This is a genomic window from Cellulomonas iranensis NBRC 101100 = JCM 18110, from assembly GCF_001552375.1.
Taxonomy (GTDB): Bacteria; Actinomycetota; Actinomycetes; order Actinomycetales; family Cellulomonadaceae; genus Cellulomonas; species Cellulomonas iranensis.
The window spans coordinates 1-15,974 of record NZ_BCRB01000083.1; the positions used below are offsets into that span (position 1 = coordinate 1).

The 15,974-nt window shown below is 76.2% G+C and carries 16 protein-coding genes and 1 riboswitch; of the genes, 12 read left to right on the forward strand and 4 right to left on the reverse strand.

Annotated elements, in window-relative coordinates; translation table 11 throughout:
- From CS2_RS14790 to CS2_RS14800, 3 genes are all read left to right on the forward strand, one after another.
- Positions 1-210, forward strand: a 210-nt coding sequence (locus CS2_RS14790; RefSeq protein ID WP_156442154.1) for a DAK2 domain-containing protein, incomplete at its 5' end; no start/stop codon positions are given.
- On the forward strand, positions 207-701 hold the full coding sequence (locus CS2_RS14795) for a ribose-5-phosphate isomerase (RefSeq protein WP_070320568.1): 495 nt from the start codon (positions 207-209) through the stop codon (positions 699-701). The genes CS2_RS14790 and CS2_RS14795, both read left to right, overlap by 4 nt.
- A 430-nt stretch (positions 702-1,131) precedes the next feature.
- A riboswitch (guanidine-III (ykkC-III) riboswitch) is annotated at positions 1,132-1,204 on the forward strand.
- Positions 1,205-1,214: 10 nt separating this feature from the next.
- Positions 1,215-1,544: a DMT family transporter gene (locus CS2_RS14800; RefSeq protein ID WP_070320569.1), complete on the forward strand. Its 330-nt coding sequence runs from the start codon at positions 1,215-1,217 to the stop codon at positions 1,542-1,544.
- 582 nt (positions 1,545-2,126) lie between these two features.
- Here CS2_RS14800 and CS2_RS14805 read toward each other — a convergent pair.
- The gene (locus tag CS2_RS14805; protein WP_070320570.1) at positions 2,127-4,025 is read right to left on the reverse strand and encodes an ABC transporter ATP-binding protein; all 1,899 of its coding nucleotides are present in this window, start codon (positions 4,023-4,025) and stop codon (positions 2,127-2,129) included.
- Between the two features lie 157 nt (positions 4,026-4,182).
- Between CS2_RS14805 and CS2_RS14810 the strand changes: the two genes are divergently transcribed.
- The 4 genes from CS2_RS14810 (at position 4,183) to CS2_RS14825 (ending at position 6,695) form a co-directional block, all read left to right on the forward strand.
- On the forward strand, positions 4,183-4,767 hold the full coding sequence (locus tag CS2_RS14810) for a hypothetical protein (RefSeq protein WP_070320571.1): 585 nt from the start codon (positions 4,183-4,185) through the stop codon (positions 4,765-4,767).
- 93 nt (positions 4,768-4,860) lie between these two features.
- A complete protein-coding gene (locus CS2_RS14815; RefSeq protein WP_082740266.1) occupies positions 4,861-5,364 on the forward strand; it encodes a MarR family winged helix-turn-helix transcriptional regulator in 504 nt (167 codons plus the stop codon).
- An 85-nt stretch (positions 5,365-5,449) separates the two neighbouring features.
- A complete protein-coding gene (locus CS2_RS14820; RefSeq protein ID WP_070320572.1) occupies positions 5,450-6,217 on the forward strand; it encodes an alpha/beta hydrolase in 768 nt (255 codons plus the stop codon).
- A gap of 52 nt (positions 6,218-6,269) precedes the next feature.
- Positions 6,270-6,695 (forward strand): VOC family protein, encoded by a 426-nt coding sequence (locus CS2_RS14825; protein ID WP_070320579.1) that lies wholly within the window; start codon positions 6,270-6,272, stop codon positions 6,693-6,695.
- Between the two features lie 11 nt (positions 6,696-6,706).
- Here CS2_RS14825 and CS2_RS14830 read toward each other — a convergent pair whose 3' ends face one another.
- The 3 genes from CS2_RS14830 to CS2_RS14840 all read right to left on the reverse strand — a co-directional run bounded on the left by CS2_RS14830 (position 6,707) and on the right by CS2_RS14840 (position 9,270).
- Positions 6,707-7,582 carry a metal-dependent hydrolase gene (locus CS2_RS14830; RefSeq protein WP_070320573.1) on the reverse strand — a complete coding sequence of 292 codons (876 nt, stop codon included), beginning with the start codon at positions 7,580-7,582 and terminating at the stop codon, positions 6,707-6,709.
- Between the two features lie 210 nt (positions 7,583-7,792).
- On the reverse strand, positions 7,793-8,686 hold the full coding sequence (locus CS2_RS14835) for a PaaX family transcriptional regulator (protein ID WP_070320574.1): 894 nt from the start codon (positions 8,684-8,686) through the stop codon (positions 7,793-7,795).
- Positions 8,683-9,270 carry a GNAT family N-acetyltransferase gene (locus tag CS2_RS14840; protein ID WP_070320575.1) on the reverse strand — a complete coding sequence of 196 codons (588 nt, stop codon included), beginning with the start codon at positions 9,268-9,270 and terminating at the stop codon, positions 8,683-8,685. Before CS2_RS14840 ends, CS2_RS14835 begins: the two co-directional genes overlap by 4 nt.
- Before the next feature lie 29 nt (positions 9,271-9,299).
- Here CS2_RS14840 and CS2_RS14845 point away from each other — a divergent pair, with 29 nt between their 5' ends.
- From CS2_RS14845 to CS2_RS14865, 5 genes are all read left to right on the forward strand, one after another.
- A complete protein-coding gene (locus CS2_RS14845; RefSeq protein WP_070320576.1) occupies positions 9,300-10,319 on the forward strand; it encodes an alpha/beta hydrolase family protein in 1,020 nt (339 codons plus the stop codon).
- Between the two features lie 119 nt (positions 10,320-10,438).
- Entirely contained in the window at positions 10,439-11,884 is a 1,446-nt protein-coding gene (locus CS2_RS14850) for a pyridoxal phosphate-dependent decarboxylase family protein (RefSeq protein ID WP_070320577.1), read from the forward strand.
- Positions 11,881-13,215, forward strand: a complete 1,335-nt coding sequence (locus tag CS2_RS14855) for a lysine N(6)-hydroxylase/L-ornithine N(5)-oxygenase family protein (protein ID WP_070320578.1) — start codon at positions 11,881-11,883, stop codon at positions 13,213-13,215. Before CS2_RS14850 ends, CS2_RS14855 begins: the two co-directional genes overlap by 4 nt.
- Positions 13,212-13,916: a GNAT family N-acetyltransferase gene (locus CS2_RS14860; protein ID WP_082740267.1), complete on the forward strand. Its 705-nt coding sequence runs from the start codon at positions 13,212-13,214 to the stop codon at positions 13,914-13,916. The genes CS2_RS14855 and CS2_RS14860 overlap by 4 nt, the downstream gene beginning before the upstream one ends.
- Positions 13,913-15,784 (forward strand): IucA/IucC family protein, encoded by a 1,872-nt coding sequence (locus CS2_RS14865; protein WP_082740268.1) that lies wholly within the window; start codon positions 13,913-13,915, stop codon positions 15,782-15,784. The genes CS2_RS14860 and CS2_RS14865 overlap by 4 nt, the downstream gene beginning before the upstream one ends.
- Positions 15,785-15,974 lie beyond the last annotated feature (190 nt).

Below are 15,974 nucleotides of genomic sequence, written 5' to 3' on the forward strand. Positions count from 1 at the left end.
GGCCTGCGCCCGCAGGTCGGGCGCGCGCGGCCGCTGGCCGAGCGCAGCGTCGGCACGCCCGACCCGGGCGCCGTGTCGCTCGTCGCGGTGCTCGCCGCTGCCGCGGGGCGCGACCCGCAGGGGGGGGTCGTGGCCGACGTGCTGCCGGCGACCCCGGTGATCGACGACGGGGCCGGAGGTGCCGGTTCGGACGAGGGGGAGCAGCGATGAGCGTCGCGAGGATCGTGGTCGGTGCCGACGAGGCGGGCCTGGCGTACAAGGACGTCCTGGCGGACCTGCTGCGCGCGGACCCGCGCGTCGAGGTCGTCGAGGACGTCGGCGTGCACGCGGACGACGACGGCACGGCCTACCCGCACGTGGCCGTGGCCGCCGCGCGGCGCGTCGCCGAGGGTGCCGCGGACCGTGCGCTGCTGGTGTGCGGCACGGGGCTGGGCATGGCGATCGCGGCCAACAAGGTCGCGGGCGTGCGCGCGGTGACGGCGCACGACGCCTTCTCGGTCGAGCGGTCCGTGCTGTCGAACGACGCGCAGGTGCTGTGCCTCGGGCAGCGCGTGATCGGCGTCGAGCTCGCCAAGATGCTGGTGCGGCAGTGGCTCGACCTCGAGTTCGACCCGACGAGCCGGTCGGCCGCCAAGGTCGACGCGATCCGCGGGTACGAGACCGGCGGGACCGACGGCGGGGAGGCCGCCGGCTCCTGCTGACCCGCCCGGGTCCCGGTGGTCCGCCGCCGCCGGGCCCGGGCGCGGGGGCGCCCGCACGTGCGGGGCGTCGCTCGCGACCACCGAGCCCGGCACTCGCCCACCGAGCGCGGTGTTCGCCCACCGAGCGCGGGCCTCACCTGCCGAGTGCGGTACTCGTGAGGCGAGTGCGGTACGTACGAGTGCCGCGCTCGGCGGCGTTCTACCGCGCTCGGCGTTGCGGCTCGGGGGCGCCTTCCGACGGTCGGGTGCGACTCTCGACCACCAGCCGCACCCCGGCGCGGTCCTTGATCGCCGAGTGCGGTACTCGTGAGGCGAGTGCGGTACGTACGAGTGCCGCGCTCGGCCGAGTTCTACCGCGCTGGGCGGCGGGGCTCGGTGGTGAGGTGGCCCACCACGGCGGCACACCCGTGCCGGTGCGTGCGAGCATGGCGACGGGCCTGCCACGGGTGGCGGGCCCCCGGACGAGCGGCGCCGTACCCGGAGAGCGACAAGACGGCAGCCACGGGAGCACCCATGTCCGCCACGTCCCTCGCCTGGCTCGTCCTCGTCGTGTCCGGCGTCCTGGAGGCCGTCTGGGCCTCGGCGCTCGGCCGCGCGGAGGGGTTCACGCGCCTCGGCCCGTCGGTGCTGTTCTTCGTCGCGCTGGCCGCGTCGATGGCCGGTCTGGCGTTCGCGATGCGCACGCTGCCGACCGGCACGTCCTACGCGGTCTGGGTCGGCATCGGCGCGACCCTCACCGTCACGTGGGCGATGCTCACGGGCGCCGAGCCGGCGAGCCTGGTCAAGGTGCTGCTGATCCTCGGGATCGTCGGCTGCGTGATCGGCCTCAAGCTCACCCACTGACACCCATCGGCGTCACCGGCGACCACGTGATCGGTGGTGTCGGCGAGGTAGGGAGTGCGACTGATGACGGGGTCGCCCGGTGCCGGTCCCTGAGACGGTCATCCGTCGCGCTGGCGCGGCCGGGCCCGCGACCGATCACGGTCTCGTCGGGCTCGATCCCTGAGCACGTCATTCGTCGTGGTGGGCCGTCCGGCCGCGACCGACCTCGGTGGGGTCGAGCGTCGACCGTGAGCCGACCCCGTGAGCCGATCCCGTCGTCGGTCGCTCCCGCGGCGGGCGACCCCGTCGTCGATCGCTCCCGCGGCGGGCGACCCCGTCGTCGATCGCTCCCGCGGCGGGTGCCCCCGTCATCGGTCGCTCCCGCGGCGGGCGACCCCGTCGTCGATCGCTCCCGCGGCGGGCGACCCCGTCATCGGTCGCTCCCGCAGCAGTCGCCCCCGTCATCGGTCGCTCGGTGGGCGCTCGGGCCGCGACGGATGACGGGGTCGGCGACCGGGCGGGCAGCGGCCACGAGCGGCCACGAGCAGCACCGGGCACGTGAGCGCGCACGGGCACGCGCCGGGCACGTGCCCGCGTCGCGCGTCAGGCGGCGGTGGTCGCCGCGGGTGCGAACTGGGTGCGGTACAGGTCGGCGTAGAGGCCGTCGCGGGCGAGCAGCTCGGTGTGCGTGCCGTGCTCGACGACGCGTCCGGCGTCGACGACGACGATGAGGTCGGCCTGCCGGACGGTCGACAGGCGGTGCGCGATGACGAGCGACGTCCGCCCGACGAGCGCCTGGTCGAGCGCGGCCTGCACGGCGGCCTCGGACTCGGAGTCGAGGTGCGCGGTGGCCTCGTCGAGCACGACGACGTCGGGGGCCTTGAGCAGGAGCCGCGCGATCGCGAGCCGCTGCCGCTCGCCGCCGGACAGCCGGTAGCCGCGGTCGCCGACGACCGTCTCGAGGCCGTCGGGCAGGGACGCGACGAGGTCCCACACGTGGGCGCCGCGCAGCGCGTTCTCGAGGTCGTCGTCGGTGGCGTCGGGGCGTGCGAAGCGCAGGTTGCCCGCGATGGTGTCGTGGAAGAGGTGCGCCTCCTGGCTGACGACGCCCACGGTGTCGCGCAGCGACGCGGCGGTGACGTCGCGCAGGTCCTGCCCGGCGATGCGCACGGCGCCGCGCGTGGGGTCGTACATGCGCGTGACGAGCTGCGAGACGGTCGTCTTGCCGGCGCCGGACGGGCCGACGAGCGCGACCATCGACCCGGCGGGCACGTGGAACGTGACGTCGTGCAGCGTGTCGCCCGTGAGGTCGGGGCGCAGGGCGGCGACGGATTCGAGGGAGGCCAGCGAGACCTCGTCGGCCGACGGGTAGCGGAAGCCCACGTGGTCGAGCTCGAGGTCGGCGCCGCGGGCCGCGACGGCCGCGCGGAGGTCGGAGGCGTCGGGCTTCTCGGCGACCGTCGGCTCGAGGTCGAGGACCTCGAGGACGCGCTCGAACGACACGAGCGCGGTCATGACGTCGACCTGGACGTTCGACATCGCGGTGAGCGGCCCGTAGAGCCGCCCGAGGTAGGCGGCGAGCGCGACGACGGTGCCGACGGTGAGCTGCCCGCGGATCGCGAGGACGCCGCCGAGCCCGTAGACGACGGCGGTCGCGACGGCCGCGACGGTGGTGAGCCCGACGCGGAACCACGTCGAGTACAGGGCGCGCCTGACGCCGATGTCGCGCACGCGCGCGGTCTGCTCGGCGTACGCGGCGGACTCGCGCGCGGGGTCGCCGAAGACCTTGACGAGGTGCGCGCCGGCGACGTTGAAGCGTTCGGTCATGGTCTGCGACGCGTCGGCGTTGAGCTCGTAGGACTCGCGCGTGATCGCGGCGATGCGGCGCCCGAACCAGCGGGCGGGCAGCACGAACACGGGCAGCAGGACGAGCGAGAGCAGCGTGAGCTGCCACGACATCGACAGCATCGCGGCGAGCACGAAGACGACGGTGAGCGAGTTGCTGACGACGTTGGACAGCGTGGACGTGAACGCCTGCTGGGCGCCGAGCACGTCGCCGTTGAGGCGCTGCACGAGCGCGCCGGTGCGGGCGCGGCTGAAGAATGCGAGCGGCATGCGCTGCACGTGGTCGAACACGGCGGTGCGCAGGTCGTGGATGAGGCCCTCGCCGATGCGTGCGGACACCCACCGCTCGCCGACGCCGAGCGCGGCGGACACCACGGCCAGCAGCGCGACGGCGGCGGCGATCCCGACGACGACGCGGGTGTCGCCCGCGGTGATGCCGTCGTCGATGAGGCGCTGGAACAGCCAGGGGGTGAGGGCGCCGGCGGCGGCGCCGAGCGCGATGAGGACGAGGAACGCCGCGAGCTGGGCGCGGTAGGGGCGGCCGAAAGCGAGGATGCGGCGCAGCGTGCCGGGGGCGAGGCGCTGCCGGGCGACGCCGCGGTCGCGGCTGAAGCCGCGCAGTCCGGGCGGGCCGGGGACGGGTCCGGGGTGGGTCACGGGACCTCCTGGGGGTGGAGGGGGCGGGGGCGAGCCCGCAAGATGCTGAGGTTACCTCACCATCAAGCGCGGAGGCCTCCCGACTATTCCGACGGCCCGCCGACGTCACCCGCGAAACCGCCGCGGCCGCGGCCCGTGGCGCGCTACGTTCACGCGCGTGATCCTCAGCCCCCGCGGTGACGCGGCCACCATGCCCACGCCCGCGCTCCACCTGCCGGGGAGCGGCCCGCGCGCCGGTGCCGCGCTCAACCTCGTCGTCGCGGTGCTCGCGCTGGTCGGCGGTGTCGTGGGGCTCGTCGTCGAGGCGTTCTCCGGGTTCACGGGCGTCGGCGAACGCCGCGGGACGACGTTCCCGATGTGGGTCGTCTACGCGGCCATGGTCGCCCTCGGTGCCGCCGCTCTGGTGGTCCGCGCGCGACGTGCCCCCTGGTACCGGGGCTGGTCGATGCTCGAGGTGCTCGACGGGCCCGACGGGATCGTCCTGTTCGCGGGCCGGCTCGGCGCGCGGCACGAGGGCCTGGCCGTCCGGCGCGGCGAGACCGTCGAGATCGCCGCGGAGCACCAGCTCCGCACGAGCTACCGCTACACGGTCACGGCGCCGTCGGGCTCGATGACGTTCACGGCCGACGGCTTCGTGCACAAGCTCACGATGCAGCCGCTCGAGGAGCTCGCCGGGCGCCACGGCATCACGGTCCGCACGACCGGCGAGGCCGCGCGCATCGTGCGGACCGTCCCGGCCTGACCGGCCCCGGGCCGGTCGGCACCGCCCAGGCGGACGCCGTCCGGGGCCGCCCTCCCTCGCGAGGTGCCCGGGGCGCCCCGGTAGCCTCGCCCCGTGCGACCCCACGAGCACCCGGACGCGGGCGGGCGCACCGACCGCGGCCGTCCCGCCTGCGACGGCGACCGCGACCCCGCGCGCCCGGTGCAGCCGTCCGAGGAGCTGCTCGACCTGCTGCACGACGTGCTGCGCAACGCGCGCCGCGACGCGTCCGAGCGCCTGGGTGACGCGATCACGCCCGGCCAGCTGCGCCTGCTGCGCACGCTCGACCGCCTGGGGCGCCCGCGCCGCCTGGGCGAGCTCGCCGAGGCCCTCGACGTCGCACCCCGGTCGGTGACGTCGAAGGTGGACCAGGCGGCGGCCGACGGCTGGGTGCGCCGCGTGCCCGACCCCGACGACCGGCGCGCGACGCTCGTCGAGCTGACCGACGCGGGGCGCGAGCGTCTCGACGCGGTCGCGAGCAGCCGCGAGGCCGGGGTCCGTGCGCGCCTGGACGCGCTCGACGACGACGAGCAGCAGACCCTGCTGCGCCTGCTGCGTCGGGTCGCCGGGCGGGGCTGACGCGACGACCGCGGCGCGCAGCCACCACGGCCGTGGTTCGGCGTAGGTTGGCGAGGACCCTGTCCCACCCGACCGGAGGCCCGCGATGGCGCTGCTCACCTGTCACTTCTTCTCCGAGGCCCTGCAGGAGAGCACGGCGATGACCGTGCTGCTGCCCGAGTCGGCGCACGGCCAGATCGGCATGGCCGGCTCGGACCGCAGCGGTCCGCCGCCCGTGCTGTACCTGCTGCACGGGCTGTCGGACGACGAGACGATCTGGACCCGGCGCACGTCGATCGAGCGGTACGTCGCCGAGCGCGGCATCGCCGTGGTCATGCCGCGCGCGGGCCGCTCGTTCTACGCCGACGAGGTGCACGGGCAGGCGTTCTGGACGTTCCTGTCGCGTGAGCTGCCCGCGGCCGTGCAGCACTTCTTCCGGGTGTCGGACCGGCGGGAGGACACGTTCGTCGCGGGCCTGTCGATGGGCGGGTACGGCGCGCTGAAGTGGGCGCTGCGCGAGCCGCACCGGTTCGCCGCGGCCGCGAGCCTGTCGGGTGCGCTGTCGGTCACCGACGCGACGCAGCGCGGCATGCTCCTGGCGATGGTCCCGCAGGTGTGGGGCGACCAGGACCCCGAGGGCACCGACGACGACCTGCTGACGCTGCTCGACCGCGCCGACCCCGCGACGCTGCCCGCGCTGTACACGGTGTGCGGTGCGCAGGACCCGCTGGTCGCCGGCCAGGAGGCGTTCGTCGCGCGGGCCCGCGAGCGCGGCGTCCCGGTCGACGCGCACGTGCACCCGGGCGAGCACGAGTGGGGGTTCTGGGACCGGCACGTGCAGGACGTGCTGGAGTGGCTGCCGATCAGGGGCTGACGAGGCGGGTCCCGCGCTGCGCTGGCTGCGCGTGCGTGCGACGCTCGGCCGCATGGCCGACGACGCCCGGACCCCGCCCGTGCTCCGCGCCACGTCCGTGACGATCGGCGTGCCGGACGTGCGCGCGGCCGCCGCGTTCTGGTCGCGGCTGCTGGGTCACCGTGTGACGGCCGACGAGCCGCCGGCCCCGCACGACCCGCCGGGTGCCGGGTGGGCCCAGGTGGCACCGCCGCCGGGTGCGTCGGGGCTCACGATCAACCTCGAGCACGAGGTGCGGTACCGCGTGCCGGTGTGGCCCGCGCGGGACGGCGAGCAGGTCGCGACGCAGCACCTGGACCTGCACGTCCCCGACGGCGACCTCGACGCGGCGGTCGCGTGGGCGCTCGCGTGCGGCGCCCGCCTGGCCGACCACCAGCCGCAGGCCGACGTGCGGGTGCTGCTCGCGCCGGACGGACACCCGTTCTGCCTGTTCGTCTGAACCCGCGCGGGTCAGCCCGTGACCGGTTGCTGCAGCACGACGGCGCCGACGGCGGCCGTCGTGCCGAGGGCGGTGGTCGCGGCCTCGACGACGCGTGCGAGCACGGCGTCGGCGTCGTACCCGAGCGACGTCAGCGTGCCGGCTGCGAGCGCGACGACCACGCCGTAGGTCGCGTACGCGGTGAGCGGCACCGCGACGAGGCGCTCGCGCCGCGACCCGGTGGTGCCCAGCAGGGGGACCGCGAAGTTGCCGCCGCGGGTCCACACGTCGCGCAGCCCGGGCGTGCGCGTCCACCACCGCGGCGGGCGTGGCTCCCACGGCCAGAGCAGCGGCACGCCACCACCGGTGAGCATGTCGCCCAGCACGTGCACGGCGGCGCCGGTCCCGACGGCGACGGGCAGCCAGTCCCACCCCGTCGGCGCGACGACCGTGACGAACCCCGCGAGGGCGACGGCCAGGGCCCACGCCTGCAGCCGCCCGCGGCCCAGGCCGAGCGCGCGCGCCGCGAACGCGACGAGCAGCAGCGACGTCGCCCCGGCGCCCACGGCGAGGTCGCCCAGCGCGGAGGTCGTCGCCGTGACCTTCCCGGCCGCCCACGCGATGCCGACGAGCGCGGCGACCCCCAGCACCGAGTGCGTGCCGTTGCGGTGCCCGCCCGAGACGGCGCCCACCGCGTCGCAGACCCACTGCGACACGGGCGGCAGCGAGTGGGCGATGGTCGCGTCGTGGTGGTCGGCGTCGGGGGCGAGCGCGGCGCCGGCGCACACCAGCGCGCCGGCGACGACCCCGAGCGGGCCGACGGGGTACCAGCCGAGCGTCAGGGGTGCGGTCGACGCGACGGCGACCCACGCGGCCGCCCCGCACAACGCGTGGTGCGCGCCCTTCACCGGACGCCGCCCGGGACGTCCCGGCCCTCGACGAGCGCTGCGACCTGCGGGGACGGGGTGGTGCGGGGCAACGGGACCTCCGGACGGGTGACGCGGGCGGCGCCCACCTCACCCGTCCGGGCGACGTGCGTCAAATGACCGGTGCGTCCCGCACGGCGCGTCGTCGGCGGGGCACCCGGCGGTGCGCCGAGCGACCGGGTGGCCGTGGGCTCAGTCGAGCCAGCCGCGGTACACCGCGTCGCCGCCGGGCAGAGCCCGCAGCGCGTCCCAGCGCGCGCGCCACGCGCGGCGCGCGGCGGCGGGCGGCCAGGGCTCGGGGCGCAGGCCGGGCGGCAGCAGCGGGTCGTCGCGCATCGCGCGTTCGAGCGCGTCGGCCAGCCGGAGCTGACGGACGGCCACCGGCACGGGTCCGGCGGCGTCCCCTTCGGTCGTCGTGCCCGTGCGGGCGGCGCCGCGCCCTCCGGCACCGCCACACGGGCCACCGCCCGCCGCGCCGCCGCCCGCACCGTCGCCCGCCGCGCCGTCGGCCGCGAGCGCGGATGTCACCGCGTCGTACGCCGCGACCACCGGTCCGGCGGGCCACAGGGTCTCGGCCAGCACGAGCGGGTCGTCGACGCCGCGGACGTCGAGCGTCGTGGCGACGGCGGTGGCCGTGGTGGAGCGGGCCTGCGCCGGCAGCACGTCGGTCAGGTCGTGCGGGCTGACGTAGAGGCTGGTCGCGACGGCGGCGGCGCCGGACGCGAGCAGCTCGCGGCGCAGCGCGTCGCGCACGGCCCGCTCGCGCTCGGGCACGGTCAGGGCGACGAGGTGCCAGCGGCCGTCCCACGGGGCGTCGCCCGCGTCCTGCGCGAACGCCAGCGAGAGCGCGATCCGGTCGCGTGCCAGGCGACGCCGCCCGGCGTCTGTGAGCGCGACGGTCCCGGCGCGTCCGCGGCCCGCCTGCACGACGTCCCCCGCGGCGACCGCGCGGCGGATCGCGAGCCGCACGGGTTGGTCGTCGAGGCCGGCGAGGTTCGCGGTGTCGTAGACGAGTGCGAGCGGCACCGCCCCGTCGGGGGGCAGCAGCGCCTCGAGCGCGGTGCGGGGTGCGACGGCCGGGGTCATGGCGTGGTCCTCCGCTCCAGGGTCGTGACGCGGTCGACACCGTAGACGGGGCCGAGCGGGCCGAGCGAGTCGTGCCCCACCGGGCGGAAGCCGACCCGGTCGTACAGGGCGCGGGCGCGCGTGTTGGCGTCGACGACCGTGAGCCGCACCGCATCGAGCCCGTGCGCCCGGGCGTGGGAGCCGGCCGCGTCGAGCAAGGCGGTGCCGATCCCGTGCCCGCGCAGCCCGGCGTCGACGCAGATGCCGTCGAGCACGAGCGCCCCGGGTCGCTCGTCGCGGCGCAGCGGCAGCAGCACGAGGACGGCGCGCAGCGCGGCGAGCGGGCCGACGTGCCGGCGCAGGCCCGCCCACGTGACGTCGGCCATGCCGTGCCCGCCCCGGTGGTAGCCGCACACGCCGCTGACGCGGCCGTCGGTGCGGGCGACGAGCGCGCGGTCGGGGCGCAGGGTCGTGGCGACGACGGCGCGCCCGGTCGCGTCGTCGCGGAAGGCGGGGCGGAGCTTGCGTCGGAACGCGTGCCAGTAGAGGTCGGCGACGAGGTCGCGCTCGTCGTCGGTGAAGCCGGGGGACACGGTGGTCGTCATGACCTCAACGTATCGCTTACGATACGACCGTGCGAAAGACGATAGTTCGAGTCCTCGTGGTCCTGACCGTGCTGGCGGTCGGCCTCGGCGTCGTGACCGTCGCAGGCAACGACTTCCGCTTCACGCGACGTGAGGTCACCTTCGGCGGGCCGCAGGGATCCCTCGTGGGCGTCCTGACCGAACCCCGCGGCGGCGACGCACGCGGCCTGGTCGTCATGGTCCACGGCGACGGCCCCGTCGAGGCGACCCAGGGCGGTCTGTACTCCCCGTGGTTCGAGGCCGCGGCCGACGCCGGGTTCGCGACCCTCTCGTGGAGCAAGCCCGGGGTCGGCCGCTCCGCGGGCGACTGGCTCGACCAGTCGATGGCCGACCGCGCGGCCGAGGTCGACGCCGCGCTCGACTGGGCGCACGCGCAGGACGACGTCCCGACCGGCACGGTCGTGCTGTGGGCCGCGAGCCAGGGCGGCTGGGTGTTCCCGCGCGTGGTCGCCGACCGCGACGACGTCGCCGGCGTGGTCGCCGTCGGGACGGCCGTGGACTGGCTGCGGCAGGGCCGGTTCCACCTGCTCGCCGGGCTCGACGACCAGGGCGCCGACGACGACGAGCGGGCGCGGGCCGTCGCCGAGAGCGACCGCGTCCGGGACCTGCTGGAGCGTGGTGCGTCGTACGACGAGTACGCCACCACCACCCCCGAGGCCGACCGCATGACCCGCGACCGCTGGGGCTTCGTGCTGCGCAACGTGCACGCCGACGCGACCGAGGGCCTGCGCGCGATGGCCCCGCGCGGCGTCCCCGTGCACCTCATGGCCGGCGAGCACGACCGCAACGTCGACGTCGCCGAGACCGAGCGCGTCTACCGCGACCTGCTGGGCGACCACGTGACGGTGTCGACCTTCGACGCCGTGCACTCCCTCGCGCGCCCGGTGGTCGAGGACGTCGACGTGGTCGGTGCCGTCACCGCCGTGGTGCGGCCGCGTGCGCTGCTCGCGCCCGGCGTTCTCGACGACTACCGCAGCGCGCTCGCGTCGATGGGTCGACGCGGGTGGTGATGGTCGGGCGTGGACGTGGGCTTGGTCGGTTCGCCCGGATCGCGTACGTTAGGTGCGCCTAAGTGAGGTAAGCCTAACTTCTGGACGTCCGTCCGGCGTCCACCGCAGGGGGAGACCACGTGACCGAGCTGCTCCACGCCGCCACCGCCGACGACTACGTCGCGACCATGAGGGCCACCGTCGACGCGGTCGCGCACCGCTTCCGCACCACCACCCGACCGTTCTCCGGCGCGAGCCTCGAGCACCTCCAGGAGCTCGTCGACGCGGTCGACCTCGACGGCCCCGGCCAGGGCACCGCCGCGGCCGTGCGCGAGGTCGACGAGCTCGTCGTCCGGCACGCCGTCTGGTACCACGACCCCGCGTACCTCGCGCACCTCAACTGCCCGGTCGCGCTGCCCGCGGTCGCGGCCGAGGCCGTGCTGGCCGCGGTCAACACGAGCGTCGACACCTACGACCAGTCGGGGATCGGCACGCTCGTCGAGCGCAGGCTCGTCGCGTGGACCGCGGGACGGCTCGGGTTCCCCGCCGGCGGCGGGGTGTTCACCTCGGGCGGCACGCAGTCCAACCTGCAGGGCGTGCTGCTCGCCCGGGAGCACGCGCGCGCGGACGTCCCGGGCCTGCGGGCCGAGGACCTCGTCGTCCTCGCGACGGCGTCGAGCCACTTCTCGGTCCAGACCGCCGCGCGCCTCGTCGGCCTCGCGCCCGACGCCGTGCGCCTGGTCCCCACCGACGAGGACGGGCGCATGCGCGCCGACGCCCTGGCCATCGCGCTGCGGCACGTCGAGCGCGACGGACGTCACGCGATGGCGGTCGTCGCGACGGCCGGCACCACCGACCGCGGGTGCGTCGACCCCCTCGCGGCGATCGCCGACGTGTGCGACGCGCACGACGTCTGGCTGCACGTCGACGCGGCCTACGGGTGCGGCCTGCTCGTCAGCCCGACGCGCCGCCACCTGCTCGACGGCGTCGAGCGCGCGCGCTCGGTGACCGTCGACTTCCACAAGGCGTTCTTCCAACCGGTGTCGTCGTCGGCGTTCGTCGTGCGGCACGCAGCCGACCTGCGGCTGCTCGCGCACCACCACGACTACCTCAACCCCGAGGACGCCGACGAGCCGAACCAGGTCGACGTGTCGCTGCAGACCACGCGCCGCTTCGACGCCCTCAAGCTCTGGACGACCCTGCGCGCGCTCGGCCCCGACCGGCTCGGCGAGCTGTGGGACGCGACGATCGACCTCGCCGTCGGCGTGCACGCGCTGCTCGCGGACGACCCCGACCTGCGGCTGCTCGCGCGCACCGACCTGTCGACCGTCCTGTTCCGGTACCAGCCCGACGGTCTCGACGACGCGCGCGCCGACGCGCTGGTCGCGCCCGTGCGCCGGGCCCTGCTCGCGTCGGGACGCGCGGTCGTCGCCCGCACCGTGCTCGACGGCCGCCCGTGCCTCAAGCTCACGCTGCTCGACCCGACGACCGCGCTCGCGGACGTCCGGCACGTGCTCGAGCTCGTGCGGCGGACCGCCGCCGACACGCTCGCCGACGCCCAGCCGCTGGCGGAGGTGACGCCGTGACGCCGCGCGTGCACGACGTCGTCGGCGTCGGGATCGGCCCGTTCAACCTGGGCCTGGCGGCGCTCGCGGCCCCGCTGGACCTCGACACCGTCTTCCTCGACCGGGCGCCGGAGTTCCGCTGGCACCCCGGGATGATGCTCGAGGGCGCGACCGTCCAGGTCCCGTTCCTCGCGGACCTCGTGACGATGGCCGACCCCACCAGCCCGTACTCGTTCCTCGCGTGGCTCAAGGCGACCGGTCGCCTCTACGCGTTCTACATCCGCGAGAGCTTCTACCCGCTGCGCAGCGAGTACGACGCGTACTGCCGGTGGGTCGCGCAGCAGCTCCCGTCGCTGCGCTGGGGTCGCACGGTCACGGCGGTCGAGGTCGACCCGCTCGACGACGACCTGTACGTCGTGCACGCGCGCACGGCCGACGGCGTCGAGTCGTACCGCACGCGGCACGTCGTGCTCGGCGTCGGCACGCGGCCCGTCGTGCCGCCCGCGCTGCGGGGGCTGGCCGGCCCGGTCGTCCACAGCGCCGACTACCTGCCGCACCGCGACGCCCTGCGCCGCGCGCCGTCCGTCACGGTGGTCGGCTCGGGGCAGTCGGCCGCGGAGATCTACCGCGACCTGCTCGAGGGTCTCGACGTCGACCGCGGCCGGCTGGACTGGGTGACGCGCTCGCCGCGGTTCTTCCCGATGGAGTACACCAAGCTCACGCTCGAGATGACGTCGCCCGAGTACACCGACCACTTCCACGCGCTGCCCATGGAGCTGCGGGACCGGCTCGCGCGCGAGCAGCGCCACCTCTACAAGGGCATCAGCGCGGACCTCGTCGACGACGTCTACGACACCCTGTACCGCCGCAGCGCGACCGGTCCGGTGCCGACGACGCTGCTGACCGACACCGAGGTGACGGGCGCCGTCTGGGACGCCGCCGCGCAGGAGTACACGCTGCGGCTGCGCCACGCGCAGACGGGCGCCGAGCACGAGCGCACCACCGCCGCGCTCGTCCTGGCCACGGGGTACGCGGCACCGGCGCTCGACGTGCTGCTCGGCATCGACGACCGTCTCGACCGGGACGCCCGCGGACGTCTGGCCGTCGCGCGCGACTACTCGGTCGACGGCGGGCGCGGGCGCGTGTTCGTGCAGAACGGCGAGGAGCACACGCACGGCCTCACCGCCCCCGACCTGGGGTTCGGTGCGTGGCGGTCCTCGACGATCCTCGCCGCGGTCTGCGGGCGGGAGGTCTACCCGCGCGAACGGCGCATCGCGTTCCAGGACTTCGGGGTGCCGGACGGTGCGCACCCGTCGCCCGCGGGCACGGTCGACGCGGGGGTGCCCGCGTGACCGGTGGACGTGGCACGGCGCCCGCGACGCCAGGGGACGTCGAGCCGTGGCGGTCGCTGGGTCCCGTGCGGCTCGCGCGCGTCGTGCCCGAGCGCGACGCGCCCCTGCTGCACGCGTGGCTCACGCACCCCGCGTCGTGGGCCTGGCAGATGGGCCACCTGGGCGTCGGCGAGGTGCTGGCGTACGAGCGCGGGATCGAGCGGTCGCCGCACGAGCAGGCGTGGCTCGGCCGCGTCGCCGGCAGCGCCACGTTCGTCGTCGAGACGTACGACCCCGCGCACGTGCTGCTCACCGACGTGCACGACGCGCGCCCTGGCGACGTCGGCATGCACCTGCTCGTCGCACCGCCGACCGGCCCGCGCGTCAGCGGCCTGACCGACGCCGTCATGGCCGCGACGCTGCGTTTCTGCTTCGGGGCGCTGCGTGCCGCGCGGGTCGTCGTCGAGCCCGACATCCGCAACACCGCGATCGCCGCCAAGAACACCGCCGCGGGCTTCCGCGTGCTGCGCGAGGTCGACCTGCCCGGCAAGCGCGCCGCGCTGTCGGTCTGCACGCGCGCCGACTTCGCCGCGAGCCGCCTGGGGGCGGAGCCGCTGCCGGTCACCCGGCGCGGACCGAGGACCACCGCACCCGCCGTCACCACGGCGCCCGCCGTCACCACCGCACCCGCCGTCACCACCGCGACCGAGGACCACCGATGACCGCCGCCGCCCCCGCCCCCGTCGTCCGCCGGCCACTGCCCGGCGCCGGCCCGTGCCCCGCGCCGCGCGACGTGCCGCCCGGCCCGCACCCCGCCGACCACCTGACGCCGGAGCACCTCGCCGCCGCGCAGCGCCACCTGGTCACCAAGGCGCTCGCGGAGTTCGCCCACGAGCGGCTGCTGGCGCCGTCGCGGGACCGCGCCGCCGGTCCGGACCGGTACGTCGTCGCGCTCGACGCACCCACGGGCCCGGTCGCCTACCGGTTCCGGGCGCGCCGCCTCGCGCTCGAGCACTGGGCCGTCGACGCGGCGAGCGTGGTGCGCGAGCGCGACGGGGTGCCCGCGGACCTCGACGTCCTCGAGCTCGTGCACGAGCTCCAGCCGCTGCTGCGCATCCCCGACGCGATGCTCGCGCTCTACCTCGAGGAGCTGTCGGCGACGCTCGCGGCGGACGCCTACAGGCGGCACCGGCCGGGGCCGCCGGTCGCCGCGCTGCTGCACGCCGACCTGGCGACCGTCGAGGCGGCGATGACCGAAGGGCACCCGGGGTTCGTCGCCAACAGCGGCCGCATCGGGTACGGCGTGGGCGAGCACGACGCGTACGCGCCCGAGGCCGCGCGCGACGTGCGCGTCGTCTGGTTGGCCGCGCGCCGTGACCGCACGCACCTCGCGCTCGGCGCCGGTCTGGACGAGGACGCGCTCTACGTGCGCGAGCTGGGCGCCGACGCGCTCGCGGGGTTCGCGGCGCACCTGCGCGGGCTCGGCCTGGACCCGGCGCGCTACCGCTACCTGCCCGTGCACCCGTGGCAGTGGGAGCACAAGGTCGCGGTGACCTTCGCGCCGGACGTCGCGCGACGCGACCTCGTGCTGCTCGGCGAGTCCGCCGACCTGTACCGGCCGCAGCAGTCCATCCGGACGTTCCTCAACGTGTCGCGCCCCGAGCGGGACTACGTGAAGACCGCCGTCGCGATCCAGAACATGGGGTTCCTGCGCGGGCTCAGCCCCGCGTACATGCGCGTCACGCCCGCGATCAACGACTGGGTCGCCGACCTCGTGCACGGCGACCCCGAGCTCGTCGCGTGCGGCGTGCGGGTGCTGCGCGAGCACGCGTCGATCGGCTACACGGGCGACGTCTACCACCGCACGCCGCAGCCCAGCGCGCACCGCAAGATGCTCGCGGCGCTGTGGCGCGAGTCGCCCGTGCCGCTGCTGCGCGACGGGCAGCGCGCCGCGACGATGGCCGCGCTGCTGCACCGCGACGCCCACGGCGACGCGTACGCGACCGCCGCCGTCCGGGCGTCGGGCCTCGACCCCGTCGACTGGCTCGCCGCCTACCTGGGGGTCTACCTGCGGCCGCTCGTGCACTGCGTCCGCGCGCACGCGCTGGCGTTCATGCCGCACGGCGAGAACGTCATCCTCGTGCTCGAGGGGCACGTGCCCGTGGGGGCGTTCCTCAAGGACATCGGGGAGGAGGTCGCGGTCATGGACGAGCGCCCGCTGCCGCCCGACGTGGAGCGCGCGCGTGCCCTGGTCGACCCGTCCGAGCGCGCCGACGCGATCCTCGTCGACGTGCTCGACGGCGTGCTGCGGCACCTCGCGGCCGTGCTCGTCACCGACGGCGTGCTGACCGAGGAGGACTTCTGGGGAGCCGTCGCGCGCTGCCTCGACGCGCACGCGGCCGACCACCCCGACCTGCCGGCCGACGTCGACGTGCGGGTCGCGCGGTTCCGGCACTCGTGCCTCAACCGCCTCCAGCTGCGCGACCCGCTGCAGATGGTCGACCTGGCGGACCAGGCCTCGTCGTTCGTCTACGCGGGCACGCTCGCGAACCCCGTGGCGCGCGACGGAGCGCTCGTGGCGGCCGGCTGACGCGGTGGGCGAGGGCCGGGCGACGCGCGGGCCGCGCCCCGACGAGCGCGACGGCCGCCGCTCAGCCGCGGTCGAGCCGGTCGAGCAGCAGCACCGCGATGTCCGCGACCTCGGGCACGCCCACCTGCGGGCGCGCGGCGGCGGGGGCGTCGGGCCCGGCGGGCGCGCGCGTCCCCGTGCTCGCGGCGCC

What these genes read in the sequence shown, in the direction of transcription:
- CS2_RS14795 (WP_070320568.1), top strand. Translation starts at nt 207, where the DNA reads ATGAGCGTCGCGAGGATCGTGGTCGGTGCCGACGAGGCGGGCCTGGCG.
- CS2_RS14800 (WP_070320569.1), top strand. Translation starts at nt 1,215, where the DNA reads ATGTCCGCCACGTCCCTCGCCTGGCTCGTCCTCGTCGTGTCCGGCGTC.
- CS2_RS14820 (WP_070320572.1), top strand. Translation starts at nt 5,450, where the DNA reads ATGGCGCTGCTCACCTGTCACTTCTTCTCCGAGGCCCTGCAGGAGAGC.
- CS2_RS14825 (WP_070320579.1), top strand. Translation starts at nt 6,270, where the DNA reads ATGGCCGACGACGCCCGGACCCCGCCCGTGCTCCGCGCCACGTCCGTG.
- CS2_RS14835 (WP_070320574.1), bottom strand. Translation starts at nt 8,686, where the DNA reads ATGACCCCGGCCGTCGCACCCCGCACCGCGCTCGAGGCGCTGCTGCCC.
- CS2_RS14840 (WP_070320575.1), bottom strand. Translation starts at nt 9,270, where the DNA reads ATGACGACCACCGTGTCCCCCGGCTTCACCGACGACGAGCGCGACCTC.
- CS2_RS14865 (WP_082740268.1), top strand. Translation starts at nt 13,913, where the DNA reads ATGACCGCCGCCGCCCCCGCCCCCGTCGTCCGCCGGCCACTGCCCGGC.